Genomic DNA, 26,344 nt, shown 5'->3' with positions numbered 1-26,344 from the left:
TGACTGTGTACGGTTTATTCTTTTCGGGCATCTGCAGCCTCTGCTACAGCCTTACGCATGGCGGCGGCTGTTTCTTCCACAGAATAGGTTCGTTCCTTTTGGATATCAATCTCCGATTGCATCAGTTTCTCCTTAAGCTTAATGAGACTTTCGCGCCGGGAAAAGGTCTCCACGTCCATTACCACCAAATCCCCCTCACCGTTTTTGGTAAGGAATACCGGCTCTCCTGTGTGTCTGCACAGCTCGGAAATTTCATTATAATTTTTACGAATTGCAGCAGATGGTTTTATATTTATCATAAAATCAAACTCTCCCATAGCAATAATGTACTCATATAATATGCCTATCGTACTACGCAAGTGCGCTGATGTCTATTTTTTGTGAATCGAGTATAAAAAGATATCCTGCCCGCTTACTACTCCCAAGCCCTTATCCTCTTAGGCGTCCCTGAAGAGGAGCGCGAGGTCAAAAATCTTATTAAATGCCCTATATTGCGAAGCTCTGTCTGCGGCCATCGAAAACCCCTGTCCGCAAGGAAATTAAGAGTAAGATCGCATTTTAAACGCAGGGATAACCCCTGGTCGATTTCATCATCGGCCAGCGTCAGCAAGAGTATTCTTTTCAATTCATCCTTCAGTTCCTCATAATGACAGTTAACATAAGCCTGATACGCTTCCAACGGGAGCAATTCCAATATTTGAGGCTTAAATTTATTAGCCAGATCAGTGAATTGCACCAAGGACAATTTGTGCTGGTTGAATATATGATAAATAAAGGCCTCCTCTTGAACATGCATCAGCAAATAAACCGCTTTTGCCGAAATATCCACATAAGAGAAATCCAAAAGACCATTGTCAAGCGCCGGTATCTTTCTAATCTTTAACAGGGTTGAGATCAACTGCAGTTCTACGCTTGCCTGATAGACATTCCGCCGGTCGATCCCATATTGAAAGATGCCGCTCTCATACCCTTGAACGAGAAATCCCATGCGGTAAATCTTCGCGTCTAACCCGACGTTGCGGGCTGCGATTACCTTTTCTTCCCCCTGTATTTTTGACCGGATATAAACGTTGGGGGAAGTTTGCCCCACCGATAAATCACATTCGGTGAAGGGCCTAGCTTCCCGGCTTTGCTCCACGGTAAAACCCGTGGCGATTGTCGAGATATAGTGCAGGCTTTTTTTGCGGCCGGCAAAGGCAAAATCGATGACATTTTCTGTCCCTTTTACATTAATCTGATAAAAATCATCCCAATTGCCATAATGTTTGATAGTAGCGGCGGCATGGACGATACAATCCAACTCCCGCGCCAACGTTTCGTATTCTTTTGGCTCCAAACCCAAATCATCCCGGGTAATATCCCCTTTGACCGCCCCAATCCTGGAACCATAGCGGCTGAGATATTGCTTATTGGGAAAATACCAGTTAAAACAGGTCTCCACCCTCTCCCGGGCCTGCTCTGCCGTAGAGGCGCGTACCAGCAGCGTAACCCGCGATCGGCTATTGAGCAGTATTTGTTCGGCTATATGGCAGGCCAGGAAACCTGCCCCGCCGGTTATTAATATGTGGTCATATTCAGGCCTGACCCTCACACTGCCTGCCTTGCTTTTATTGAGGTATTCCTCATAGGCGGGCGGGAAAGTGCCCTGATATTCACCCTTATCAAAAAGTGTTAACAAATCCTTAAGTTTTTGCAGATCCTCTGCTTTTTCGTCATCGACTCTTTCAGCTATCGCCGCCAGTTCCCGAACCGTCTGGCAGCTGAAAATTTTAGCCAGGGGGACTGTTAAGCCTTTCTCCCGTATCCCTTCAATAATCGCCAAGGCCCTTATGGAATCGCCGCCGATTTCAAAAAAGTTTTCATCAAGGGTGATCCCGGGCCGGCCTAAACACCCTTGCCAAACCCCTAAAATAATCTCTTCTTCAGGCGTTAATTTTTCCATTCCTCTTACCCCAATTCCAGCAATGTGGTTTCCAGCAGCCGGCATATCTCCTGCAAATGACTATCCAGGTAAAAATGCTCTCCCGGAAAAACATCTTTTTTAAATGCCGCCGTCGTAAAGACTGCCCAATCATCGACTTCTGCCGAAGCCAATGTATTGAAATCATGGTTCCCGTTGAGGGCATGGATGGGGCAGGTCAGCGGGGGATGCATTCCGGGCCTGTAATTCTCGTGCAGTTCAAAGTCTTTGCGGACGATGGGCAGGAAATAATCCAGCAACTCCTTATTTTCCAAAAACACAGGATCTACGGCTCCATACTTTCCCACAAAGGCGATGAATTCTTCATCGCCCATTGCTTGAACCGACTGAATTTTTGTATACCGCGGAGATACGGAGGCCGATACAAATAAAGACAGGGGCTCGATTTGAAATTTTTCGTATAAAGCCTGGGCTGCCTCGTAGGCGATAATGGCCCCTGTACAATGCCCAAACAAGGCAAAGGGCGCGCTGAACATATCCCGGCACTCTACGGACATCTGGCGGGCTAATTCTGTTAAGCTATCGGGCATCGCTTCCCCCGACCGCTTCTCACGCATGGGGTATTCTACCGGAAATATATTGATTGCTTCCGAAAAGTTGCGGCTCCACCTGGCAAAATAAGATGAACTGCCGCCCGCATGGGGAAAACAGAATAAATTTATTTTTGCCCCTTTATTTTCGGAGGCATGGTTTATCCATTTGGTCATCACCCTTCAATTCCCTCCCCTATGCTTTGCTCAATCCGAATTCCATACAATGCAAATATTTTTGATTAACGTCAAGCTTAAAATAACGGGAAATCTTATGGAAATTCATCTCGCCAATGGAGCAGCTTCCCAAACCGCATTCAAGGCTTCTGATATTTAAGGCGTGCATGGCCGCCCCGCAATCCAACAACCCCAGCATACAGGCCAGCCCGCCGTATTTGGGCATAGCGGCGGCGGCGTTAAAAACAAAGTAGATGCTGAAAGCGGACTGGCGGAATATATTACGGTTATCAAAATAATGGCTGTCCTCAATATCCGGACTTATTGTACTGACAAAATGCAGTTCATGGCTATAGGGGACATAAGCGTATAAACCTTCTGTCAAGGATTCCACACGATCTTTTTTAACGAAAATATAAAAATCAATGGGATAAAGCCCGCCCCCGCTGGCGTAGCAGTATTTTCTCCTGCCCTCATTTTCCCGTTCGCGCAAAATCGCCAGCAGCGCCGAAAGCTGGTGAAAGCTCACCGTTTTCTCCATGTTAAAACTGCGGGTGGAGCACCTTTCGATTTCATACCTGTTCTGTAACGTTACATCGTCCAGACTAAGGATATAATCCGCTTCCACAATTTCTCTCCTCAGCGCCTGTTCCTCTATCTCCCGTTTTACTTCCGCACTGTAAACAAGTGCGCCTGTATAGGGGTTATATTGGGAAAACAATAGGGTCTGTGACGAAAATAAGTCAAACAAATCCTGAATTCCGTTTACCAACACCTTTTTGTCAAGGAGGGTATTAATAAATTTCCGGACCGCCATTATATCTTCCCCTTGAAATTCACTAAGCAGCTGAGAAAGCGTCACACCTTTTGCGGTAAGAAAGTAAAACCTCGGAAATAAACCGGACAGACTTTCACTGTATTCTTCGCCGTTGATAATTAGGGTTCCCGTATCGCGGATAGTCCACAGTATCGAAGGCGCCCAATAAAACTTATCCATTGCCATTATCCCTTTCTGTAGTGCATTCAGGCACCTATCCCCTCTTTAGCCTTTGGCATTTTTTCTCTGATTAAATCATATAATTCGCGAATGGTAGAGGTTGTGAACATCTCAGTCAAACTGATGTCAATGCGGCATTCCTCCCGAATCCTGGCAACGGTCTTTACTGCCAGCAGGGAATTTCCGCCCATCATAAAGAAATCCGCATCAATATCCACCTCGGTGCCCAGCATTTCGCTGTATACCTCCACCAATTTACCTTCCATTTCATCCCGGGGCAGGGATTTGACCTTCAGGGGTTCGGACTGCTGCGCTGCCAACCCTTCAGGCAGTGCTTTGCGGTCTATTTTTCCATTAGCCGTAAGGGGCATCGTTTCCAGCCGGATAAAGTGCCGGGGCAGCATATAATCCGGCAGGTTGGCCCGCACTTTCTCAGCCAATACGTCCTCCGGAACTACTGCCCGGGAAACATAGTAGGCCAGAATGCTCTGCTTGTCTTTCCCCAATTTTGCGGCACTCACCATCACCCCCTCGACCTCCCTGATAACCGCGGCGATGCCCTCAAGCTCTATACGCTTGCCCAGGATTTTAACCTGAAAATCTTCTCTGCCCATAAAATGAAGATTGCCGCCCGCATCGTATTTTCCCAGATCGCCGGTTTTATAAAGCCATTCTCCCGTCCTTTCATAACGGAAATACCTGGCTGCCGTAGCAGACCGGTCGGCTGCATAGCCTTTGGTAACGCCGGCGCCCGCGCAATACATCATGCCGGTCACCCCGACGGGCACCTGTTCCAGGTTTTCATTTAAAACATAATACTTCGTATTCCGGATAGGTTTACCGTAAGGAATCACGGCCTTTTGGATATCCTCCGCCGCAACCTCATGATAAATATTCCATAATGTCGTCTCCGTAGGCCCGCCGACATTGACCAGCCGGGCCTTGGGCAAGGTCTCCAAAATCATTTGGGCCGTCTTGAGATGCAAATAATCGCCGCCGGAGATAATCAGCCGCAAAGAAGCAAGCCCGTGGGGAATCGTTCCTCCGGCGGATTCAAACAGCATATCCAGCATAGCCGGGACGGAATTCCAGATCGTCACCCGCTGCCGTCCCATGAGCATTTGCCAATGGGCGGGGTCCCTGGCCCCTTCTTCCTGGGGAAGGGCGATGGAGCCGCCGGCATATATCATCCCGAAAATATCAAACATCGACATGTCATGGGCCAGATTGGTCAGGGCCAACACCTGATCCTCAGCACCGATGCCAAACTTCTCTACCGTAAATTGAATGGCATTGAACAGACCCTTATGGCTAATGGGTACGGCTTTAGGCACTCCCGTAGATCCGGAGGTATGAATCAGCGCCAGGATGGCGTCTTCATCCGCTCCGGCCGGTTCAGGCCCCGTCATTTCAGAGGTTTCCTTTTCCAGCGTCGGCACCAGGGTCATAATCCCTTCCGCCTTAAACCCTTCCGCCTTCTGCCGGGTGGTCAGCAATATCCTGCTTTTGACCGCGCGCAGGCAGTTCAGCACCAGCCGGTCCGGGTAAGTATACTCAACCGGCATATAGACAGCGCCCAGAGAAACAACGGCGAGGACGGCGACAATTTGCTCTACGCTCTTGCCCATACAGATGCCGGCGATGTCTCCCGGTTTCAAGCCAAGGGAGACGAGTTTTGACTGCATTCCCCGCACCCACTGCTGTATTTCCGCGTAGGTATAGGTCTGGGTGTCTGTGACAATCAGCGTCCGGCCGGCGTTTTTCCGGAAACTGTCCGCCATGACTTTCCCAAAACTTTGGTATTCAATCCTCCGGGCCGTATCATTGGCGCGGGCGATGATCTTACGCTCCTCCGCGGGCAGGGGCAGTTCAACGGGCAGGTCCCAAAATTCCCTGTTATAGGCCGCCTCCCGCAGGATACCCTTTTGGAGCTCCACCATAGTTTCCAGCATTTTAGTCTCCATATGCCCCTTGACGCAGTTCCAGTTAAATTCAATCCCGTCATTGTAAAGTACCGTGTTAATGTCAATCCAGATTTGTGAGGTGTGATTTTCCTGATAGCGTACTTTCAGCAATTCCTTCTCCAGTTGAGGAGTCTCCGCCATCATCCCGAACACAATGGGAACCAGGGCGTTTGTAAAGGTGTTGTTTCGTTTGTAAATTTCCCTGAGAACTTCCATGCCGGAAAAGGTATTGTGGCTTTTCAGTTCCCAGAGCTGTTCCTGATTCCGCAGGACCTTATCAATAAAGGGTTCCTTTTGGTTATCCACGGTAAATAAGAGAAAAGAAGAACATATCCCCATAATCTTATCCGCATCGGGGTGAAATTTCGGCCGGTCAAACTCGGGAATATTCAGCAGAAACTTTTGTTTGTAGTTCCAACGGGCGATCACCGCCGCAAAGGATGAAAGCAGCACGGCAAAACCTGATACTCCGAAGGCTGCGGCTTTTTCTTCCAGCGCCCGCCATTCCTCAAGGGAAAGCCCGCAGGGGATTTGAATGCCGGCAATGGTTTCCAGCTCCTGCAGGGGTTTTAGCTGCGGGAGGGTCGCGGCTTCGGGGATGTCCCCGATTTTGGCCAGCCAATATTCCTTATCCCTTTGATATCGCGCCGTTTTCTTCTGCGCGCCTTTGTATTCAACATAATCCTTGAAGGTGACCGCCAATGCCGGAAAAGAAACCCCTTCATCCCGGTAAAGAATTTCCAGCTCGGAATGAAACACCTCATAGCTCCAACCATCAATAATCAGTCCGTCCACATAAATATGCAGTATGGCCCGGGACGGCGCGGTCAGCGTCGCCTGCAGGGCAAGAAGGGGAGGCTTTTCCAGGTCCAGGGTCAGACCCAGCATTTGCGCCCTTACTTCCAGGAGATAGCGCTCCAGCTCCGCCGGGGGAGTCCGGGTCTTATCGGCCAGGGGAATTTCCCAGTCCACCACGGGTAGAAAGCGTTGCCGGCCATCCCGGCTGATTGCGCAGCGCAGCATATCGTGCCGGTCGATGAGCTTTTGGATAACCCGACGCATCTTTTCATGATCGTATGGATTGCACTCCAGTTCAATATATCCGTTGGTAACAATCCCTTTGTACTCCGCCTCAGAATTTCTGCCGATAAAATAGGATTCCTGGAGTTCACTCAGAGGGAAGGCTTCCCACTTGGCCGCCGGGTTGCTATGAAACATCACCTCATCATCCTTTAAGGCGCTGTCCCCGCTGCCTTCGATTATTTTCGCAACCTCTTCAACGGAGGAAAATTGGACGAATTTCTGATACGATATCTCCTGGCCAAGCTGTGCTTTTATTTCCGCCAGCAATTGCACCATGGCAATGGAATCGCCGCCGAGGCCGAAGAAACTGACATTGACCGGTACGTCGTCCAGTTTCAGAACTTGTTTCCAGATAGCTGCCAGTCTTTTTTCCAGATCCGACCCAGGGGGCGCGGCGGCGGTCATCTTCATTCCATCCGCCGGCGGCTTCAATGCTTTCTTATTCACCTTGCCATTGGCGGTCAGCGGGACGGCCTCAATTTTAAAATAGTATTGGGGCATCATATAATAAGGCAGGTAATTGCCCAGGTGCTCCGCCAGCTCCCTCTGGTTTACTTCATGGTCACCGGCATAGAAAATACAGATAAGCTCCTGGCCGGAGGCGGACTTTTCCACTGTAGCGGCAGCCTGATGGATTCCCTTGTACCGGCAGAGTACGGCTTCGATTTCGCTTAATTCGATTCTGTGCCCACCGATTTTAACCTGAAAATCCTTCCTTCCCAGGAATTCCATCAGCCCCTCAGGAAGCATTCTGCCAAAATCGCCGGTTTTATAGAGCCTGCCCAAGGCCGGGGTCTCAATAAAGGAAGTTCGTGTCTTAGCCGGATTATTGTAATAACTCTTGGCCACTCCTCTGCCGCCTATATAGATTTCGCCGGTCACACCAAGGGGGCAGGGCTTTAAGTCGTCATTCAAAATGTGCATGGCCTGGTTGGCTAAAGGGGTTCCGTAGGGTATAGCGGGCCTTTCCGAACAACTCTCCTTAATCTCGTAGAAAACAGACCAGATTGAGCCCTCCGTTGCTCCGCCAAGACTCACCGTCTCACAAGCTGGGAACCATTTTTTAAGGGCGGAGGGAAGCGTCACCGGAATCCAGTCCCCGCTCAGGAGGCATAATCTGAGTGAGGAACCGGCCAAGGGTACGCCCTTTCTTTCTAATTCCTCTACTAATAAATTGATTACCGCCGGAACGCTGTTCCAGATCGTAATCCCGTTATCCTTTACGACCTCCACAATGCGGGGGATATCCCTTATATCCGGAATCAGCACAAGTTCCGCACCGCTGCTGAGGGCACCAAACATATCGTATACTGATAAATCAAAACAAAATGAAGAGAGGCCGATAATCACATCGTCTGCCGTAACCTTCCACTTTTCATTAACAGCGATAATGGTGTTGCATACGGCATCATGAGTTATTTCTACCCCTTTGGGTTCTCCTGTGCTGCCGGAGGTATAAATGACATAAGCCGTATCCCCCGGAACGGCGGCCGTAAAGCCGCTCTCCCCAACCCCTGCAGGTTCACTCCCTGCCGCTGCCGCTTCAACCTCCGCCGGTCCACTTTGTATCCGGCCGGCATCGGCCGGGGTAAGGCAGTCCCTGCAACCGCTGTTTTTTAACATGTAGTCCCGCCTCGCCTGGGGATAATCGGGGGCAATGGGGACGTAAGCGGCTCCGCTTTTGATAATGCCCATAATATTGACGACAGTCTGTATCCTTCGTTCGGCGATAACCCCTACCAAATCCCCTCTGCCAATATTGCGCCTCCCTAAATCCCGGGCGACCCGGTCCGACCAGGCGTCCAGCTGTCCGTAGGTCAGAGCGGCCGCACCGTCCCTCACCGCGGTCTTCTCCCCATAGCGCCTGAAATTGGCACGCAATAGCTCCTGCAGCGTTGTTGGGGGGATATTTTGAGCCGTCGCGTTGTAGCGCCTAAGCAAATCCAGGTCCTCCGGATCCGGCTCCAGCGCTTTGCCCCAATCCCTCCCCTCTTCATCGATCAGACTGAGAAGGTTGGAAAACTGACCAAACATCTTTCCGGCCGTTACCCCGTCGATATACTGATCGGCGTAATCCCAGGTTATTACGAGTTCCCCCCTGACCTCCATAACCTGACAATCCAGGTACACTTGCGGCGTGCGGCTGATGCTGTATTTTATCTCCCCCATTCTGGTCAGATTATTGAATACGTCATCCCTGAAAAGCATACTTGTAAAAACGATAGGCATCACGGCTGCCGAGGAGAAAGAGTTTTGTCTGCTTAACTCCTTGATGATTTCCAGCCCGTCAAAAGCTGCGTGCCGGTAGGATGCCTTAATGGTCCGGTCAACGGCCGCCGCGTAAGACCAAAAACAAAAGCTATCTATCCCGCCCCAATCAATGGGCAGTAAAAGGATGCGCGTATAGTCGCCAATCACCCGGTCGCTGCCCTTTTTCACCGAACGGCCGGTTATAGGCATATTGATGGTCAATGATTTTTGGTTGCTCCAATAACTCATTACCAGGGCATAGGCGCTGCAGACCAGGACTGTCGGCGTCATTCCTTTGCTTAAGCTTATTTTTTTCAAACGCTGCCAAGCCTCCCCAGGCATTTTCAACTCCAGGCGGGTTGTTGTGGCACCGGCGCTTTGGGGCGGTTTGCTTAGGGGGATCATCGGGTAAGAAGGAAAGTCTTCCAGCTTTCCGAGCCAATACCCTTTGTCCTTCTCGTAGCGTTTGCTATGCCGCAATTCCGCCAGGCTCCCGACATAATCCCGGAAGCTGACCGGTAAGGGCCTGGGCATTCTCCCTGTTTGGTAGCAGTCCATAATCTCACTGATTAAAACCGCCAGGCTGTAGCCATCTGCGATCAGCAGATCGCAGGCGCAAAACAAATAGGTCTTTTGGTTATTTAATACCGCCGCTTCAAACCGGAACAGCGGCCAGCGATCGTGTTGAAAAACCACCTGGGACACTTGGGCTCTCTTAGCGGCGATGAAGGCCCCTTGTTGTTCATCCGTAAAACCCGACAGATCCGCCGCCCCTATGCTATACTCGGGAACTTCGTCTAAGATGATTTGCCCTCCAACATCCTCGATAATCGCCCGCAGCATAGGCTGGGCCTGAATCACTTGATTCAGCGCTTTATTGAACCGTTCAATTTCCAAGTCGCTCTCAAATTCATAATAAACCTGAGTGGATATCCCACCCATGTCAAACCCCGTATTCCGCCCCATTAAATAGGCGCGTTGGACCTGGGTCAGAGGGAACTTCTTCATTGGCTTCTGCCCATTCATTATCGACATTTTTTTGACTCCTTAATTTCCCCTATTTCTTTCCACGGCCTCGCAGATAACCTTGGCTATATCGGCAATACTCAACGGTTCTCCCAGAAAGAAATCATCGCTTAACTGAACCTGATACTTATCCTGAAAATAGACAAACGCTTCCGCGATCACCATGCTGTTGACCCCCAGATTTTCGACGACCAGGGCGCTGTCTTCTATCTCCTTAACCTCCAAATCCAGGTACTCCGCGAAGAAAACCTTGATATCGGCTTTGATCCTGGGCAAAACCGCCGCGCCGGGTTTTTCCGGCACCGCCTTGGCCCCTATGGGATATAGAATGTAGTCCTGCCGCTGATTTACCAGCAGTTCCCGCAAATAATTTTTTTTAACTTTGAGGCTGGCGGTCAAGGGCAAGGGGCTTATGGTGTAATATACACCGCTTAACCTTTGCAATAAGGCCAGTTTGCTGTTTGCTTCCCTAATTTTGGCGTGGACGTCCTCCACCTGCTCAGACAAATCCAGCGGCAGCACTGCCACCATAACCGGAGATTCATTCAGCCCCAGAATGGTATAGGCGATTTTTTGCTCGGAAAGGAAACGAAAGGCCCCCTCCAATTGATCGGGATAAATATTTTCCCCTGAGGCGTTGATGATCACATCCTTGATTCGGCCGCGTACAAACATTTCACTTTCAATAATTTCCACAATGTCGCCGGTCTCAATATACCCTTCATTGGCTCCCTGATCCCGCGGGACCTCACACCCATTTTGAAGCCGCCCCACGTAAAGCCCGTCACCGTCTGCCATCAGTTCACCCAGGCCGCTGTCCGCCAGACTCCCGTCTTCTTTTTTAACCTTGATCCGGTAGTAAGCATTTTCAATATTGCCGACGGCACCGCTCAGGCGTCCGCTTTTCGTATCATGAGTATTCAGCATGAGCACTCCGGACTCCGTCATCCCAAATCCTTCGCAAAAAGTGAATCCGCACTCATTGAAGATCCGTACAACCTCCGGGTCGGCTTTGGCTCCCCCGCATATACAAAGTTTGAGGGTCTCCCCTAAAATTGAGCGCAGTACTTCCCTGCTGACGGATTTATATTTACCCTTGGCAAACCTGATGAGTGAATCCCACACCATGGGGACGGATGAAGCCGCTTGCGCCTGACCTTGATTCACCGTGGCGATAAAGGCCGAGAGAGTTTCCTGCTCAGATAGGATAATGGCGGTTCCCACAGTGCTGTAAGCCAACAAGGCCGCCAAGCCGAAGGTATGATGGAGGGGGGAAAAAATAGAAAACCGGTTGTTTTGGGTGTTCACGATCAGGTCAAGGATGGGGGAGCCGTGGGCAATTGAAACCAGAGAACGGATCTGGGCAATTATTTGCTTACCATGGAAAACAAACACTTTGGGGTCGCCGGTGGTGCCGGAAGTGCACAGGGCAACCTTGTCGGCAAAAGGCCGCCCGGGAAACCCGGCTGTCAAGTCCTGGTCGTTCCGCGCCAGAATCTCAGCGAAGCTTACAGACACAATCCCGGGAACCCTCAATGCGGAGGAAGTAATGATGCCCCCGGCACCGGAATTTTTTATTACCAGTTCCCGGTATTCAGCACTGCACTTGCTGTCAATGAGCAGCGCGTTATATCCCAGTTTCAGGATCGCCATGAGGGAACTGTACCAGTGGGGATGGTTCTCTACATTAAGGCCGATCCAGGCTCCGGCGGGAATGCCCTCAAATTCCTGCTGCAAGTAGGAGGCAATACTGTCCACTTTGCGAAAGATGTCCGCATAGGTGTATTTTTCCACCTCTCCGCCGCTGAAATATTCGAAGAACCTTTCCCCGGCATAGGTGCTTTGCAGAAAGTTATAATAGGACTCAAAGGTCGTGATCCGGGAAAAGAGCCGGGTTATATTTTCCAGCAGCCCTTTGGCATCTTCCATCTAGCAGGCCTCCTTCAATTTCAGTACCAATTCAGCCATGGAAATAACGGTATCAAAGTCTTCTATGCTTACGGTTTCCAGGGGAATGATGATATGAAAGGCCTCCTCAATGTGGGACAAAATTTCGATTACATCGAAAGAATCGATGAATCCGGAAGAAATAAGGGGCATTTCCGGCTGAATGTCCATAGTTTCCAGCTCGACAATGTTCTTTCTCAGAATGCTGCTGATCAGCGCAACTTCACTGCTCATCATGGCGCTGCCTCCTCCTTTTCCAAACTTAATTTATAAAGATCACTGAAGTGCAGGCCCAGAATGGCCAGGGGGTCCTCTAAGTCTGAGGCGGTAATCGGAGTATTGCAGGCTTCCAGGGCCTCTTCCCGGCTGGTTTCTCCTTCGCGCACCATCTGACTCAACTCGGTTTCATGCTGTGTGTAGCCAAATTGCCGCCGCGCCAAATACTGGGAGACAAAATTAAACGAACAATTGGCCGACTTTTTAGGCCAGCTGTGTTCCGGAAGCACAAACCCGTATTCCCTGGCAATATGTTCAATAATCTTATCCTCGTTGTAGTCCAGATATTTAAAAGGCGAGAGCCTGGCGATACCCGGGTAATGCCGGGCAAAGTACATTCTGGAATCACGTATGACCTCGGCGTAAAGGGCATAAGGGGAATCCGCCAGGAGGGAAGCGGCGTTTTCATCCGTTATTTTATAGATCCAAAATAATTCGGATTGGGCGATATAGTTTTGCCCCTTTGTATAGCCCCCAAGAATGAGAGGAATGTCAAATCGGGAGCAGATTTCATACACCAGCAAATCAATCAGGGCGTGGCAGACACGGCAATAATAAACCGGTTTTCCGGATGCGAAGAACAGCCGGAAAATGTGTTTGGCGGCCTGGCACTTATGTTGGATGAGATCAATCTCTAAGATATCTACGGCTTTCCCGATATTCTCATACATTTCCGGCAGAGCAAACCCATTGTCAATGAACACCGCCAGCGGATTTAACTTTAAAACCTTCCTGGCAATATCCAGAGTCATGATACTGTCTTTCCCGCCGGAGACCGCGACCGCACAATCGTATTGTCCGCTGCCTTTTAATCTGCCGACTTTTTTCAGCAGCATCTGGAGCCGCTCCGGCTGCTCAATACTGCTGAAATCAAGCTTTGCCGCCCGGGCACGTTCATGGTCCAGGCAAATATTGCAGACACCCTCTTCGTTCAGGGTGACATGGGGTCTTGTTTCCGGCATGACACATCTCCGGCAGGTCCTTTTCTCCCCTTCCATAAAAACCTTCCTTTCGCCGCCCTCTAAAACTGAACGGCCATAACGCACGAACTGAATCCCACTGCGCCGCCGATTAAAATGACCTTACTGCCCTGCTTGATCCGGCCTTTTTCTATCCCGTCATAAACCGCCAGGGGAATATTGCTTGATGCCACATTGCCCCATTTGACAAGGGTGTCACTGGTTTTTTCCACGGGAACGCCCATTTTTTCTCTGGTTTTTTCCACAATCCATTTTGCTACCTGACTGGAGGCCACAAAATCCACATCCTCAATCCGCCATCCCAACTCCTCCAGCATCCCCGCGATATATTGATCCGCAATGGCCACCTGGGTATCGATGAGCGGTTTGGTCGTTCCCGGTATGTACATTTTCTCAGGGTCCCGCGGAAAAGCTGTACCACCGCCCCACATGACGTTATTGTTCCACAGCTCGGGCATGGATTTAAAAAAGGTTTTCAAAATCCCCTTATTCTCCGTTTCCTCGCCCCGGAGGATAAAAGCACCGCCACCGTCCCCCAGTGACAGGGTAACTGGACTTCCCGTCAGGAGATCCTCCCTGCTTTTATAGTCGAATCTGACCCAGCGGGATATGGCCTCGCCGGAAACAACCACTGCCGTCCGGGCCTTGCCTGTCCGGATCAGGCTGTCGGCAACATCCATTCCGGAAAGGAAGCCGTTGCATCCGTTTTTGACATCAAAGACATAGGCATTGCGAATATCCAGCCTGTCGGCGACAACATTAGCGGTGGCCGGTTCCGCAAAATCCTGGGTGACGGAACAAAAAAGCAGCGCGTCAATTTCCTCCGGAGGGATACCGGCGTTTTCCATGGCTCGCAAGGCCGCTTTGCTGGCGATATCTGAAGATACCTCGTCCTCGCTTACATAATGACGGGTTTGGCACCCGGTTATCATTTTGACCATCCCATGCCTTACCCCATGTTTTTCATAGCCGGCCATGGTTTCCACTTCTTCGCTGGTAAACCTATTGGGGGGAATATAAATGCCGACTCCCTTGATCACAGTCTTCAACCGAAACACTCCTCTTCTCGTTAAAGCTTCCCGGATTTATAAATGAACGTACTCCTCTATTTCCCGGCGCGTGGGTTTGTCCCATTTATCACAATCCAGTCCCTTTTGAGACAGCAACCCATAGGCTAAGCGGTCGATGCCGAAAGCAAAGCAGGTGCTGTGACAATAGAAAGGCCCGTCTCCCGAGCGGATATTATATTTTTTGGTGAAATGCGTACGATGAAAGTTTGCCGAACTGCCGGCAATGTACTCTTTACTGTGGGGGATCAGCAGCTTGAATTCATTTTTGGATGAGCCCAGCATTTGAAACAATTTTAATTTTTTATAATTGCCGGCAAAGAAGGAGTCATTGGCCGTTTCCACCCGGCAATTGAGGGAAAAGACCTGAACCCACTCCCGCCATAGGGCTTTGGCTTCGTCGATGCCAGCGATGACATCATCGGCTTTTCCAATGAAGACATACTCTTTCATGAGAAATTCATTGAGCCGGGACAACTCGTTAATATTCCGGCCCTCGTTGCGATAGCATTTGCCGGTGACAAAGAATACTGAAGGCTCGTCCGGGGGAAGCACCTGATTTTCCAGCATCGGATAGACCGGCGCGCAGGCTGCCGTTCGCAATACATTCCCCGCCGGTTTCATCTGCTCCAAAATAAGGCCGTCCTGCCAACCGTTTTTGGCAAAAGCGTCAAGTACGGAGATATCGTTTTTCAGTGTCGTTTGAAACATAATGTGATGGGGAAAGGTCTCGAAGTACCCTCCCTTGCGGTAATCCTCCACCGGGAAAAGTGCCGGAACATCCAGGGTGGAATGGGGATATCGATTGAAATGAAAGGACGAGAAGCGGTCGATCTTGCGGATGAAGTATTCGTACACTTTCAGAAATAAACCGCTGTAGGCATATGAACCGGCCGCACCCGGAAGGATATCCCCCGCCGAAATCAGGCTGTCGAAAATAGTTTCCCGGTTGATGGTTGGCACATCCGAATAATCTTCCAGTATGGTTGTTTGGGAGGCCTCAGACGCGGAAGCGGATAATTTTGCGGTGATCATTTCTCTGAGCAGACCGGCTTTCTCCAGTACGGCTTCCTCCCGGCCGGCCTCAATGGTAAAAATAATTCGAGTACCGTCTTTTTTCACATCGCTTATGTATTCCGACAAATACGAGGACATTTCCAAAAAAAACGCCTGGTCCGCAGCACTGAGATCCTTGACGCAGTAAGATAGTTCCCTCATTTTTCCTCTCCATTCTTAAAATTTAAATCATTTGTTCTCAGAAAAATTTTGAAGTTATGGTTGATTTTCCAAATACATAGTGACATAATATTTTTAAGTTAGATCGATCTAACTTTTCGATTAGTATAAATCACAATTTTTGTAAGGTCAAACATTTTTTAATAAGACAGTATTTTTCAGGAAATTCAAGCAATGACTTTCTGAATGAAGTCCACCAATTGTTGCATCCCTAGATTCACCGGTCCTTGAAAATCGGCGGTACGGCTGCAAACCGAGCAGATGGCGTTTTTACCAAGCACATACTGTTTAAATTGATGTTTCAGCTTTTTGCCGCCGGCAAAAACTTCTATCTCCCGCTCTTTCATTGTTATGGAAAAGGCGTTCAGCGGCTGATGCAGCCCCGTTCCCTCAGCTTTAAGATAGCTTTCCTTTAAGGTCCATATGCCGTAAAATCTTTGTTCAAAACAGGCGGGGATTTCTGTGATGTATTCCTTTTCTTCGTCACTAAAATATTGCATAACCCGCGGACTGCCTTTTTTGTCCCACGTCTCCACATCAATGCCAGCAGAACCGCCGGTCGATACACAACCCACGACCCAGGCACCGGAATGGGATAAATTATATTCGACGGATCTTTTGTTGTGAAAATAAGGCTTGCCATAGGTGCCGTTGCGGATCGAATCCAGGGATATTGTCAGGGCAAATTGATCACGCAGCATATATAAGAGCAGTAAATCGCCACACAAGGAGCGCTGGGCATCCTGATAGTTTTGATATTGGGAAAGCCGTTTTTGCTTCTGCGGACCGGCCAGCCCTTGAAAGGACGCATATTCTGATGCCGTCAGATCTCTTGTCAATTCTAAACAATAGGTCGTAACCATTTCCCATCCCTCTTTCAACAGCCTCTAATATCCTAAATTTATATCATAAATTTTCATTGAGGTGTATATTTTTTAAACCGTACCGGACATTGAAGACTGTTGGTCCGTAGAAAGGGGACTTGCATCATGAGGTTCAGCGAAGGCATCGTTGTCGGCAAAGGATCATTGAAATTTAAAATCGCCCTGCTGCTGAAGAATAAGGGATTGCCGGTGACCATACTGGAACATGATCTCCGGTCATCCGCTAAAGAACCCTGTGCCTTTAATGGGATTCCCCATCATTTTTTTCATAAAGAGGCACTATACGACAGGTTGAAACAGGTAGGGCACGGAGCGCTTATTATCAGCGCAATCAACACCTATTTGCTTCCGGCTGATATCGTCTCCGCCCATACCATCATCAACTATCATAATGCTTTGCTGCCCCGGCATCCGGGGCTGAATGCGGAAGCATGGCAAATCTATGACATGGACCCTTATGCCGGCATTACCTGGCATTATGTTGATTCCCATATCGATACCGGCGATATCATCGTTCAGGAAAAATTTCTGCTCGACAATAGAATTACTTCTATTAAGCTGCTGAAACGTCAAAACGCCTTGGCCTACCGTTGCTTTGAGGACTTTGCAGACAAACTTTTATGGTGCGATTTGCCTGGGGCAAAGCAAGCCGATCATCCCGGCAGGCGGTTACATTATTTAAAAGACGCGCCCAATAATCGGCTGCTGGAGCTTACCTGGACCGCGCCTAAGGTATCCGCCTTTTTGCGGGCCATGGATTATGGGCCGCTCCATCTGCTTGGCATTCCAACCGTTACTGTCAAGAATAAAAATTTCCGGTGTGAATCTTATCAGATCTCAGAAAGCGGTCAAAACAGGGGAACAGCCCTGCAAGATAACCGCCTTTATATCGAAAATAACGGACTGAAAATTATAGTATTTCTGTCGGAGTTCTCGCCGGTGCAATATTCGGCTGATCTGAAAAGCTCCGCAGTTTCCGAAAAATAAAGAATGGTGATAGCTTTTACTGTAGGAGGTCTGGAATTAATGACGTACAAATTATTTTGCATCCCTTATGCAGGCGGCTCTGCGTCTGTGTACTACAGTTGGAAAAGGTACCTGCCGCCGGGACTCGAATTATTTCCCATAGAGTTGGCGGGCCGGCGGAACCGGCTTAAAGAACCTTTTTATGAAAGCATAGCAGCTGCTGTCGAGGATGTGTTTACAATCATCAGAAATCAGGTGAGTGATAATGGTGCATATGCCATCTTTGGGCACAGCATGGGGAGTTGGATCACTTTTGAAGTTGCCAAAACGATTTTTCAATGTAAGAAAACCCCAAACCCCTGCCACCTCTTCTTTTCCGGAAACTATCCCCCCCATTTTAGTAAAGGCGGAGGAACCATCCATCAACTGCCGGAAAAAGAGTTTCAGCAAGCGGTTATGCAGGTAGGGGGCACCCCGAAAATTATCTTTGAAAATGAGGATTTGTGCCGGCTTTTCAGTCCCATTATCAGGGCGGATTACAAACTCCTCGAAGGCTACAACGGGGCGGAGGATTCTTCCTTCCGCTGCGATTGCGATATAACCGTTCTTTGCGGAAAAAAGGACAGCATCAAAGAAGGGGAAGCGCTGGAATGGCGCCGCTATGCCGGCCGGGGATTTGCCCTGAATTTTTTTGACGGCGGTCACTTTTTTATCAATGAAGCGGCGGAAGCTGTGGTGCATTCCCTGTCCAAAACATTGAATCCTCATCCGGCAGTCCAAGCGGGATGACCTATTGAAGACTGTGAAAAAATGTAGTATTGAAAATAGCGAGAATAAAGCGGGGCGTAAAGATGTTTCTAGAGGTAAAGGAAATTGAAAAAAGCTATGGAGCCGGTGAAAGCTACACCCAGGTTTTGCGCGGTGTTTCCACCACAATGGCTAAGGGGAAAATATGCGTCATTCTGGGTCCCAGCGGCAGCGGCAAATCAACCTTATTAAATGCCATCGGCGGTCTGGACGGGATTGATAAAGGGGCAATCCTGATTGACGGCCTGGAGATCACCAAACTGAAACCGGAGGAATTGGTTCTCTACCGGAAAAACTACCTGGGGTTCATCTTTCAGTTCTACAACCTGGTTCCCAATCTCACGGTGAAAGAAAACATTCAGGTCTGTGAATACCTGACCGATTCTCCTTTAGACCTGGGGGAATTGCTGGATACTTTGGGCCTCACGGAACATCGGAACAAGTTCCCCTTTCAATTGTCCGGCGGACAGCAGCAGCGCTGCGCCATTGCCCGGGCGCTGGTTAAAAAGCCCAGGCTCCTGCTCTGCGACGAACCCACCGGAGCCCTGGACTATAAGATGTCCAAAGAAATATTGCTGCTTTTGGAACGGGTCAATCAAGCCTACGAAACCACGATTTTAATGGTATCCCATAATATCGCGATTAAGGATATGGCCCATAAAGTCATTCGCTTTAAAGACGGCAAAATCGAAGAAGATTATGAGAATACCGCCATCACTCCTGCTGCGGATTTGGAGTGGTAGATCGGAGCGCTGGGGGCTGCCATGATTTTAAATCAACGAATTAAACGGGAATTAAAGGAAAATCCGCTTCAGTACGGCGCGCTTTTCTTTCTGATCGTACTCAGTATGAGTATTGTAATCAGTATGGCGTCGGCTACGGATTCTGTTTTTCATACTGTGGATACGGGCTGGCAAAAAAACCATGTTGAGGACGGCGAATTTCATGTTCTGGTACCCTACTCCGGGGCACAGGCAGCGGAAATTGAAGCGCTGGGCTTGAAGCTGGAGGAAAATTTCTATATTGACCTGGATCTGGAGGGGATGACCTTTCGGATTTTTAAAAACAGAATGTTCATCAATACCCTGGAAGCGGACACAGGGGGGCCGGCAGAACACCCCGGCGAGATCGTGCTGGAAAAACGTTATGCCGCCCACCGCGGCCTGAAAGCAGGGGATACGGTCCAATTAAAAGACCAGCCCTTTACCGTCACCGGGATCGGTTCGGTCCCGGATTATGCCTATGTGAAAAAAAATCCCTATGATGTGGCGGCGGATCCCGATCAATTCACCATCGCCTTTGTTTCTCCGGAGACCTTTGCCGATCTGAAAAATTACGGCAATGCGGAGCTGTGCTACAGCTATCTCCTGACGGGAGACCTGACGGATAAGCAGTTAAAAAACCACCTGACCGATATGGACTTCGACCGCTCCATGATTTCCAACCGTTATCTCCTGGAAATGGTAGCAGAGGCGGAAAAGGAAAAGCAGGAGCTGGCAGAAAACCTTGACCGGCTGGCGGAGGGAAGCGGTACCCTAAAGGATGGCATCACCGGGCTGAATGACGGTCTGGACAACTTAACGGCTGCCTTGCAATCCCTTAGCCTCAGTCAGGACCTGGGGACTCTGAACCCCGAATTGGACGCCCTTTATGACGGAAGCGCCGCTTTATCGGCAGGCGGCCGGGAACTGGGCGGCGGTGCCTTTGCCCTGGACCAAGGCGTGCAGGACCTGCGCGCAAGCCTGATTGATTTCTGGGAAGACCAGGCGGAGGATCAATATGTGAATCTCTCCTATTTCTTAGTCAATCAGGATAACCCAAGAATTAATGACGTCAAAACAGACTGTGCCATCAACAAGTTCAGCGCGCTTTTTGCCGGCCTCATTATCCTGCTGCTCCTCGCTTATGTGATTTCCGTATTTATTGTCAACACCATTGAAAAAGAAAGCGCTGTGATTGGGACCCTCTATGCCCACGGCTATGTAAAAAATGATTTAGTCAAGCATTTCCTGATTCTTCCCCTGTTGCTGGTAACGGCAGCCTCCCTAGGGGGAACAGTCACCGGCTATTGGCTGATCCCGCTGATGGACCAATCCTCCGGGATCTATTCTTTCCCGCGGCTTCAGGCGGTAATCAAACCTTACGCCATGGTCTACGGCATTGCCGCCCCCATTCTCATCGCCGCTTCAGTCAATTTCTTCGTGATTAATAAGAAATTATCCCTGGCACCCCTGCAATTGCTGCGGCGGGAAACGAAACAAAGCCGGATTGCCAATCTTGATTTAGGGGGCATGAGTTTTATCCGGCGGTATCGCGTCCGCCAGCTTTTAAGGGAGATCAGAGGGAATATCACCATTGTTCTGGGCTTGTTTTTAGCCATCCTGCTGATGGTATTCGCTGTTCAGATCAAAGGAAGTATTGACAATTACGTGGAGCATACGACGGATGACGCAAAATTCAACTATATGTATATTCTGCAATATCCTGAGGATGAGGTTCCCGCGGAGGGCGAAGAGGCCTACAGTCAATCTTTATATACCTACTTTGATATCATTGACGGTGATCTGGAAGTCAATCTGCTGGGCATTGAAGAAGATAATCCTTATTTTAAGTTTACCGTTCCCGAGGGCGGGAATCGGGACGACGTCTATATTTCCAATTCAGTGGCTTATAAATTCGGCTATAAAACCGGCGACAGCATTATCCTGACAGACTCCATTGAAAATAAAGGCTACAAATTTCAGGTCGCGGGTATTGTCCCCTATTCCAACGGCTTATACATTTTTGCCAATCTTGATCATATGCGCAAAACCTTTGCCAAAGACGATGATTTCTACAATACGGTGCTCGCCGCTGAAGAACTGGCCATCGAACCGGGCAGGATCGCTTCCGTCATTCATTTAAGGGATCTGGCCAAAGCCGCCTCGAAATTTAACGAGATAATGGCCGGTTTAATTGTGACGCTGCTGGCCGGCTCCGTCCTGATCTTCATTGTTGTGTTGTATCTCTTATTAAGGATGATGGTCAATAAGGCAACCTTCAGTATCTCTCTGCTTAAAGTATTCGGCTATCAGGAGAAAGACGTCAAAAAAATCTATCTGGGCAGCGCTTCTTACACTGTTTTATTGGCGGCCGCCCTGGGAATACCGGTGAGCCGGCTTATTGTCAAAGCAATCTGGCCTTATATGATCTCCAATGTGGCGGCGGGATTTGAAAGCTACATCCCCCGGACCCTCTACCTGGCGGTCATCGGGATCATCTTGCTGTCTTATCTGGCCGTTAATTTTAGCCTGGCCAAACATTTGCAAAAAGTCACCCTGGTTGAGATCTTAAAAAACAGGGAATAAAGGAATGAAGGGAGCGCCGGAATGAAAGCAACCCTCAAAAAAGCCGCGGGAATCTCCATTGTCTTACTTTTAGGTTTGGCCGCGATCATTGGCTTCACGCAAATCACCAAGCCCAAAGCTGCTGAAGCGGAGATGGCCGTCCTTGAAAAAAGGAACTTGGCGAAGTCCATATCCGTGACAGGCAGCATCGACTCCGATGCCATTTATGAGACGGTTTTAAGTTCCTCCCAAAAGGTCGTCAAACTTTACAAGAAAGCGGGGGACTCTGTTCAAGCGGGAGATACTCTTGTTGTCCTGGCTACAGAAGACCTTGAGTATCAGCTGAATAAAGCCCGCCTTAGTCTTGAAACCCTTAACATAAGCCGGGAAAATGCCGAAGCCCAAGCCGCCATCAAGCTTAGTACGGCGAAAGATTCTTATGCGCTGGCCGAAACATCTTATCAGAATATTAAAATGCTCTACGATAAGGGCGCTGCTGCCAAGGACGATTTTGACACGGCGGCCAATGCCTTAAGCTTAGCGGAAAACCAGGTAAAATCAGCAGAACTTCAATACAACAACCTGCTGCTTCATTCAAGCAGCTCCGATGTGCAAAAACAACTGGAACGCCTGAACCTGGAGATTGAAAATCTGAACCGTAAGATTGCCGAAAGTACCGTTAAAACAACGGTCAGCGGAACCCTGACCTTGTTGGAAGCGCGGGAAAACCAGTATCCTTCCCGGTCCTCCCAGGGCCGGGTTCAGGTTATGGATCTGAGCAGACTTCTGGTAAAAGCCGATGTCAGCCAATACGATGCGGTTCTTTTAAGCCCCGGACAAAAGGTTTCCATAAAAGTGAAAGGACTGGGAAAGCAATTGACGGGCAAGGTCAGGTCAATCAGCGACACAGCGACAACCTCTTCTTCCGGCTCCAATACGGAACCCAAATACGAAGTTCAAATTTCCATGACTGATCCTGCCAATGATATCCGGGCCGGTTACGATGTGGACGCGGATATTTTTGTTGAAGAGAAGAGCGACTCCCCGGCAGCCTCCCGCCGGGCGGTTCAAAAGGAAGACGGGCAAACCTTCGTTTTCGTGGTTGAGGGGGGAAAGGCTGTAAAAAAATACATAAAAACCGGACTGGAAACAGACCGGTATGTTGAAATATTAGATGGCCTCTCCGTTGGAGAGCCGTACATCGCCGCGCCTCCCGATGATTTAAAGGAAGGGGATCGTGTGAATAGCCCCACCTCCATTCACTTTTAAGCCGAAAGCTTCTGCTCGGCCCTCCACATGGCGGCATACTTCCCGCCTCTGGCCAGAAGGGCCTCGTGAGTGCCGGCCTCACCAATCCTGCCCTCCTTCACCACCAAAATCTGATCCGCATGCTTGACAACGGACAGAGTGTGGGCGATCATCACCACGGTCTTTTGGCGCTTCAGCAGGTTGGCCACTGCTTCCTTCACAGCCAGCTCATTTTCAATATCCAGGGAGGCCGTGGCCTCATCCAGGAGGAGGATGGGACTGTTTTTGAGAATGGCCCGGGCCACGGACAAGCGCTGCCGTTCGCCGCCGGAGAGCAGATTACCGTTCTCTCCGATCCGGGTGTCGTATCCCTCCGGCAGCTTGAGGATAAACTCATGACAGTTAGCCTCCCGGCAGGCCTCTTCCACCTGGGCATCCGCAGCCTCCCGCCGGGCGTAGCGGATGTTATTGCGGACGGTATCGTTAAAGAGAAAGACATCCTGATCCACCATGGAGATCATCTCCAGCAGGCGCGGCCCGGCCATCCCGGCGATAGGCTGCCCCCCTATGGCAATGCTTCCCTCCTGAGCTTCATAGTATTTGGCAATCAAATTTAAAAGCGTGGATTTTCCCGAGCCGGAATCCCCCACAATAGCGGTGAGCTTCTCTTCCTCAGCCCGGAAACTGACCCCTTTCAAAACCGGCTCCTGGTCAAGATAGGAGAATTTCACATCCGTAAAAACAATGTCGTGGGCCTGGAGCGCCAAAGACGGGCCGCCGCCCCGTTCTTCCTCCTCCCCCAGGATTTTGAGGATCTTGTTTTTGGAAATAATCATGTTCTTATAGCTGGTAAGATCTATAAAAATCGTCCCCGCCAGCTTGGCGAAAAAGAGGGGCAGCAGGCAGAGGAGCAGGTAGGATACGGTGTCCAGGGTCCCGGCCTGCCAGGGCAGGGATGCGCTCCACATGACGAGAGGCAGGCTCAGCCAGTTCAGGATGGAAAAGATCACCCCCACGGGGATAATCTTGGCCTCGTAGCGATAGCTGATCTCGCTGAAAGCCTTCAGGGCCGCCACGGCGGTTTTATTTTTCATCCCCCCGGCGCCGTAGGCCCTGAAGGTCTGAATACCGGTGACATACTCCACAATGCTGCTCACCGACTCGGCGCAGATGGCGTTCTTCTCAGCGCCGTATTGCTTGACGGCGCGGAAGGACAGCCACAGAGCAGGCACCAGCAACAAGTCGCAGGCCAGGAGGATCAGCCCGGCAGGCAGCCAGATAGCAGACACGAAAACAATGAGCATCAGGGACAGGGTAATATTTTTGACCAGATCCCCCGTTTTATGGGTTAAGATTTTCTCATAGCTGCCCACATCACTGGTCAGAGTATTGATATAGTCTCCCATCTGCCCCCGGGCCAAACGGGACAGGGGGATGCGCTTCAGCTTGTCGCCCAGAAACAAGCGGATTTGCCGGCTGACCGCCGCGCCCCCCACCTGTCCCTGAATATAGCCGGTGCTGTAGACAATCAGCCGCAGGACAAAGACCGCCGCCAGCCCGGCGGAGAGAGCCCCGATCCGGCTCAGGTCAAAATCCCCCTGCCACAAGGCTCCCATAACGGCATAGAGAAGCATGAAGTTAAAGCCGGAGAACAGTCCCTCCGCCACGGTAAGGGCTATACTGAGGCGAAAGGCCCGGTTCTTCTGCCAGGGATTGTGCTCAGACTTCAGATTATGCTCAGGCTTCACCAAAAGCGCCTCCTTCCAATTGATAACGGATTTCCCGGGCCCTTTCATAATCCTCCCAGGCCTTCCTGTAGTATTCGTTCCCGGCCCGGGCCCCCTTATGGGTTCCGCAATAAGTCACAGTCTGCTTTTCTACCACCGCCACCCCGTCGCACATCCCCACGGCGCTCAGCCTGTGGGCCACAATAATCACCGTCTTGCCCCGGCAGAGATTGCGGATGGCCCGGTCGATCTCCACCTGATTCTCCGGGTCCGCCGCGGAAGTGGCTTCGTCCAGGATCAGGATGGGAGCGTTTTTCAGGATGGCCCGGGCGATGGCAAGACGCTGTTTTTCCCCGCCGGAGAAGCGTGTGCCGAAGCTCCCCACTCTGGTGTCATAACCCTCGGGCAGGGACATGATAAAGTCGTCGATCTGCGCCTCTTTGGCCGCCGCCCGCACCTCCTCCAGAGCGGCCTCCGAACCCATGCGGATGTTTTCCAGCACACTCTCCCGGGTGAGAAAGGTCTTTTGCAGGACTATGGAAATATTCTGGAGCAAAGTTTCATAGCCGATGTCCCGGATATTTTTGCCGCCGATAAGCACCTCCCCTTCCTGAACATCGTAGAAGCGGGAGACCAGCTCGATAATGGTGCTCTTGCCCGCTCCCGACCGCCCCACCAGGGCCAGCTTCTGACCGTCTTCAATCCTCAGACTGCAGTTTTTAAGAACATCGGTTTTGCCGTCATAGGTAAACCTCACTTTTTTCAGCTCAATATCGTGGCGGTCCGGGAAAGCCCCGCCCCCTTCATAGGGAGGAATAGCCAGGATTTCCGCCGCCTTGTCGATCCCTTTCAGCACCTGGGCTAAACTGCTACCCAGCTCTTGCAGGGGACGGAGCTCCGTGAGATAAAGAGAGCCGACAAAGGCAAAGAGGAGAAAAGCACCGGCGCCCAGGGAACCCTGCAGGAAAAGCAGCCCGCCCAGGGGCACCAGCAGCAGCATGCCGCATTCGATGAGAATGACGAACGAAGCATAAAGGGGTCCCATTTTCCGGGACATCTCGTTCCAGACCTGGTTTTCCTCCCGGATGGCTGCAGAAAATTTCTGAAAGGAGCTGCTGCCCATGTTGTAGGCCTTGATCAGCTTCATTCCCCTCACATACTCGATGATCACGGAATTCAGTTCGGAGATCGCCCGACCGGCCCGCTCCATCATACCCCCTGCTCGGCGGAACATCACTGTCATCACCGTCACAGCCAGGACCAAGGGAACCAGGGAGATCAGGGCCAGGGGCACATTGACGGTAAGCAGGTAGAGGAAAATCGCCACAGGCCCCACCAGATAATAAATTAAATCCGGCAGGTTGTGAGCGAGAAAAAGCTCCAGCTTTTCGATATCTTCGTTAAGGACCGTCTTAATATCCCCGCTGCTCCGCTCGTTTAGCGCTCCCAGGGGAATTTTCGCCAGGTGCTCCGCCACCCGGCAGCGGACCCGGAAGAGGGCCCCGTAAGCCCCTTTGTGGGAGAGCACCCCCGCCAGCCCGAAAAAGACAAAGCGCAGGCTGACCGCTCCCACCACCAGCCCGATACACTGCCCCAGAACCTGCCGGCTGTAGCTGCCGGCTATCACCGCCTCCAGCAGGCGATAGAGGGCAAAATAAGGCACTGCCGTACATAAGCCGCTGAGAAAGGCCAGGGCCGCCGACAAATACAGGTAGTACCGGTCCCCTTCCGCCCACTCCAGCAGCGTGACAAGGGGATGGGATTTTTGCTGTTCCTTCAAGTGTTTCACCTTCTTATGCGTTTATTCACTTATTTGCTTATTCACTTATACCCTTGATTCCCGTGAAAAATTATACCTATATAAGTTGAATT

General features: G+C 50.4%; 18 protein-coding genes. 5 read left to right on the top strand and 13 right to left on the bottom strand.

Going from position 1 to position 26,344, the window contains the following annotated elements; all coding sequences use genetic code 11:
* Nucleotides 1-14 precede the first annotated feature (14 nt).
* The 11 genes from DESYODRAFT_RS09035 to DESYODRAFT_RS26615 form a co-directional block, all read right to left on the bottom strand.
* Nucleotides 15-296: a type II toxin-antitoxin system Phd/YefM family antitoxin gene (locus tag DESYODRAFT_RS09035; RefSeq protein ID WP_345788222.1), complete on the bottom strand. Its 282-nt coding sequence runs from the start codon at nucleotides 294-296 to the stop codon at nucleotides 15-17.
* Between the two features lie 119 nt (nucleotides 297-415).
* On the bottom strand, nucleotides 416-1,942 hold the full coding sequence (locus DESYODRAFT_RS09030; protein WP_169315916.1) for an SDR family oxidoreductase: 1,527 nt from the start codon (nucleotides 1,940-1,942) through the stop codon (nucleotides 416-418).
* A gap of 5 nt (nucleotides 1,943-1,947) precedes the next feature.
* Nucleotides 1,948-2,688: a thioesterase II family protein gene (locus tag DESYODRAFT_RS09025; protein ID WP_042339524.1), complete on the bottom strand. Its 741-nt coding sequence runs from the start codon at nucleotides 2,686-2,688 to the stop codon at nucleotides 1,948-1,950.
* A gap of 19 nt (nucleotides 2,689-2,707) precedes the next feature.
* Complete coding sequence (locus DESYODRAFT_RS26620) at nucleotides 2,708-3,685, bottom strand: SagB/ThcOx family dehydrogenase (protein WP_007782095.1); 978 nt, start codon at nucleotides 3,683-3,685, stop codon at nucleotides 2,708-2,710.
* A 26-nt stretch (nucleotides 3,686-3,711) separates the two neighbouring features.
* Entirely contained in the window at nucleotides 3,712-10,017 is a 6,306-nt protein-coding gene (locus DESYODRAFT_RS09015) for a non-ribosomal peptide synthetase (protein ID WP_007782093.1), read from the bottom strand.
* Between the two features lie 12 nt (nucleotides 10,018-10,029).
* The gene (locus tag DESYODRAFT_RS09010; RefSeq protein ID WP_007782091.1) at nucleotides 10,030-11,937 is read right to left on the bottom strand and encodes a class I adenylate-forming enzyme family protein; all 1,908 of its coding nucleotides are present in this window, start codon (nucleotides 11,935-11,937) and stop codon (nucleotides 10,030-10,032) included.
* Nucleotides 11,938-12,192: an acyl carrier protein gene (locus DESYODRAFT_RS09005; protein ID WP_007782088.1), complete on the bottom strand. Its 255-nt coding sequence runs from the start codon at nucleotides 12,190-12,192 to the stop codon at nucleotides 11,938-11,940.
* A complete protein-coding gene (locus DESYODRAFT_RS09000) occupies nucleotides 12,189-13,193 on the bottom strand; it encodes a phosphoadenosine phosphosulfate reductase domain-containing protein (protein WP_157137142.1) in 1,005 nt (334 codons plus the stop codon). Before DESYODRAFT_RS09000 ends, DESYODRAFT_RS09005 begins: the two co-directional genes overlap by 4 nt.
* A gap of 59 nt (nucleotides 13,194-13,252) precedes the next feature.
* On the bottom strand, nucleotides 13,253-14,251 hold the full coding sequence (locus DESYODRAFT_RS08995) for a 3-oxoacyl-ACP synthase III family protein (RefSeq protein ID WP_242833668.1): 999 nt from the start codon (nucleotides 14,249-14,251) through the stop codon (nucleotides 13,253-13,255).
* 45 nt (nucleotides 14,252-14,296) lie between these two features.
* Complete coding sequence (locus DESYODRAFT_RS08990; protein ID WP_007782080.1) at nucleotides 14,297-15,496, bottom strand: aminoacyl--tRNA ligase-related protein; 1,200 nt, start codon at nucleotides 15,494-15,496, stop codon at nucleotides 14,297-14,299.
* Nucleotides 15,497-15,681: 185 nt separating this feature from the next.
* Complete coding sequence (locus DESYODRAFT_RS26615) at nucleotides 15,682-16,377, bottom strand: 4'-phosphopantetheinyl transferase family protein (RefSeq protein ID WP_007782077.1); 696 nt, start codon at nucleotides 16,375-16,377, stop codon at nucleotides 15,682-15,684.
* Between the two features lie 126 nt (nucleotides 16,378-16,503).
* Here DESYODRAFT_RS26615 and DESYODRAFT_RS26610 point away from each other — a divergent pair, with 126 nt between their 5' ends.
* The 5 genes from DESYODRAFT_RS26610 (at nucleotide 16,504) to DESYODRAFT_RS08960 (ending at nucleotide 22,766) form a co-directional block, all read left to right on the top strand.
* On the top strand, nucleotides 16,504-17,385 hold the full coding sequence (locus tag DESYODRAFT_RS26610) for a formyltransferase family protein (RefSeq protein ID WP_007782074.1): 882 nt from the start codon (nucleotides 16,504-16,506) through the stop codon (nucleotides 17,383-17,385).
* Nucleotides 17,386-17,424: 39 nt separating this feature from the next.
* On the top strand, nucleotides 17,425-18,153 hold the full coding sequence (locus DESYODRAFT_RS08975; protein WP_007782072.1) for a thioesterase II family protein: 729 nt from the start codon (nucleotides 17,425-17,427) through the stop codon (nucleotides 18,151-18,153).
* Between the two features lie 62 nt (nucleotides 18,154-18,215).
* Entirely contained in the window at nucleotides 18,216-18,914 is a 699-nt protein-coding gene (locus tag DESYODRAFT_RS08970; protein WP_007782070.1) for an ABC transporter ATP-binding protein, read from the top strand.
* Between the two features lie 21 nt (nucleotides 18,915-18,935).
* The gene (locus DESYODRAFT_RS08965; RefSeq protein WP_007782068.1) at nucleotides 18,936-21,518 is read left to right on the top strand and encodes an ABC transporter permease; all 2,583 of its coding nucleotides are present in this window, start codon (nucleotides 18,936-18,938) and stop codon (nucleotides 21,516-21,518) included.
* A 21-nt stretch (nucleotides 21,519-21,539) separates the two neighbouring features.
* Nucleotides 21,540-22,766: an efflux RND transporter periplasmic adaptor subunit gene (locus DESYODRAFT_RS08960; RefSeq protein ID WP_007782065.1), complete on the top strand. Its 1,227-nt coding sequence runs from the start codon at nucleotides 21,540-21,542 to the stop codon at nucleotides 22,764-22,766.
* Here the strand turns inward: DESYODRAFT_RS08960 and DESYODRAFT_RS08955 are convergent.
* Both DESYODRAFT_RS08955 and DESYODRAFT_RS08950 read right to left on the bottom strand, forming a co-directional pair.
* The gene (locus DESYODRAFT_RS08955; protein ID WP_007782062.1) at nucleotides 22,763-24,493 is read right to left on the bottom strand and encodes an ABC transporter ATP-binding protein; all 1,731 of its coding nucleotides are present in this window, start codon (nucleotides 24,491-24,493) and stop codon (nucleotides 22,763-22,765) included. The two genes, DESYODRAFT_RS08960 and DESYODRAFT_RS08955, sit on opposite strands and share 4 nt — an antisense overlap.
* Nucleotides 24,483-26,252: an ABC transporter ATP-binding protein gene (locus DESYODRAFT_RS08950; RefSeq protein ID WP_007782059.1), complete on the bottom strand. Its 1,770-nt coding sequence runs from the start codon at nucleotides 26,250-26,252 to the stop codon at nucleotides 24,483-24,485. The genes DESYODRAFT_RS08955 and DESYODRAFT_RS08950 overlap by 11 nt, the downstream gene beginning before the upstream one ends.
* Nucleotides 26,253-26,344 lie beyond the last annotated feature (92 nt).

It is taken from the genome of Desulfosporosinus youngiae DSM 17734 (genome assembly GCF_000244895.1).
GTDB lineage: Bacteria > Bacillota > Desulfitobacteriia > Desulfitobacteriales > Desulfitobacteriaceae > Desulfosporosinus > Desulfosporosinus youngiae.
Note: the sequence above shows the minus strand (reverse complement) of the source record. Positions and strands in the feature narration are given on the sequence as shown.

Excerpts from the sequence above, each read along its gene's own strand:
- DESYODRAFT_RS09030 (WP_169315916.1), bottom strand. The coding sequence starts at position 1,942 with ATGGAAAAATTAACGCCTGAAGAAGAGATTATTTTAGGGGTTTGGCAA.
- DESYODRAFT_RS09025 (WP_042339524.1), bottom strand. The coding sequence starts at position 2,688 with ATGACCAAATGGATAAACCATGCCTCCGAAAATAAAGGGGCAAAAATA.
- DESYODRAFT_RS26620 (WP_007782095.1), bottom strand. The coding sequence starts at position 3,685 with ATGGATAAGTTTTATTGGGCGCCTTCGATACTGTGGACTATCCGCGAT.
- DESYODRAFT_RS09015 (WP_007782093.1), bottom strand. The coding sequence starts at position 10,017 with ATGTCGATAATGAATGGGCAGAAGCCAATGAAGAAGTTCCCTCTGACC.
- DESYODRAFT_RS09010 (WP_007782091.1), bottom strand. The coding sequence starts at position 11,937 with ATGGAAGATGCCAAAGGGCTGCTGGAAAATATAACCCGGCTCTTTTCC.
- DESYODRAFT_RS09005 (WP_007782088.1), bottom strand. The coding sequence starts at position 12,192 with ATGATGAGCAGTGAAGTTGCGCTGATCAGCAGCATTCTGAGAAAGAAC.
- DESYODRAFT_RS09000 (WP_157137142.1), bottom strand. The coding sequence starts at position 13,193 with ATGCCGGAAACAAGACCCCATGTCACCCTGAACGAAGAGGGTGTCTGC.
- DESYODRAFT_RS08990 (WP_007782080.1), bottom strand. The coding sequence starts at position 15,496 with ATGAGGGAACTATCTTACTGCGTCAAGGATCTCAGTGCTGCGGACCAG.
- DESYODRAFT_RS26615 (WP_007782077.1), bottom strand. The coding sequence starts at position 16,377 with ATGGTTACGACCTATTGTTTAGAATTGACAAGAGATCTGACGGCATCA.
- DESYODRAFT_RS26610 (WP_007782074.1), top strand. The coding sequence starts at position 16,504 with ATGAGGTTCAGCGAAGGCATCGTTGTCGGCAAAGGATCATTGAAATTT.
- DESYODRAFT_RS08975 (WP_007782072.1), top strand. The coding sequence starts at position 17,425 with ATGACGTACAAATTATTTTGCATCCCTTATGCAGGCGGCTCTGCGTCT.
- DESYODRAFT_RS08970 (WP_007782070.1), top strand. The coding sequence starts at position 18,216 with ATGTTTCTAGAGGTAAAGGAAATTGAAAAAAGCTATGGAGCCGGTGAA.
- DESYODRAFT_RS08965 (WP_007782068.1), top strand. The coding sequence starts at position 18,936 with ATGATTTTAAATCAACGAATTAAACGGGAATTAAAGGAAAATCCGCTT.
- DESYODRAFT_RS08960 (WP_007782065.1), top strand. The coding sequence starts at position 21,540 with ATGAAAGCAACCCTCAAAAAAGCCGCGGGAATCTCCATTGTCTTACTT.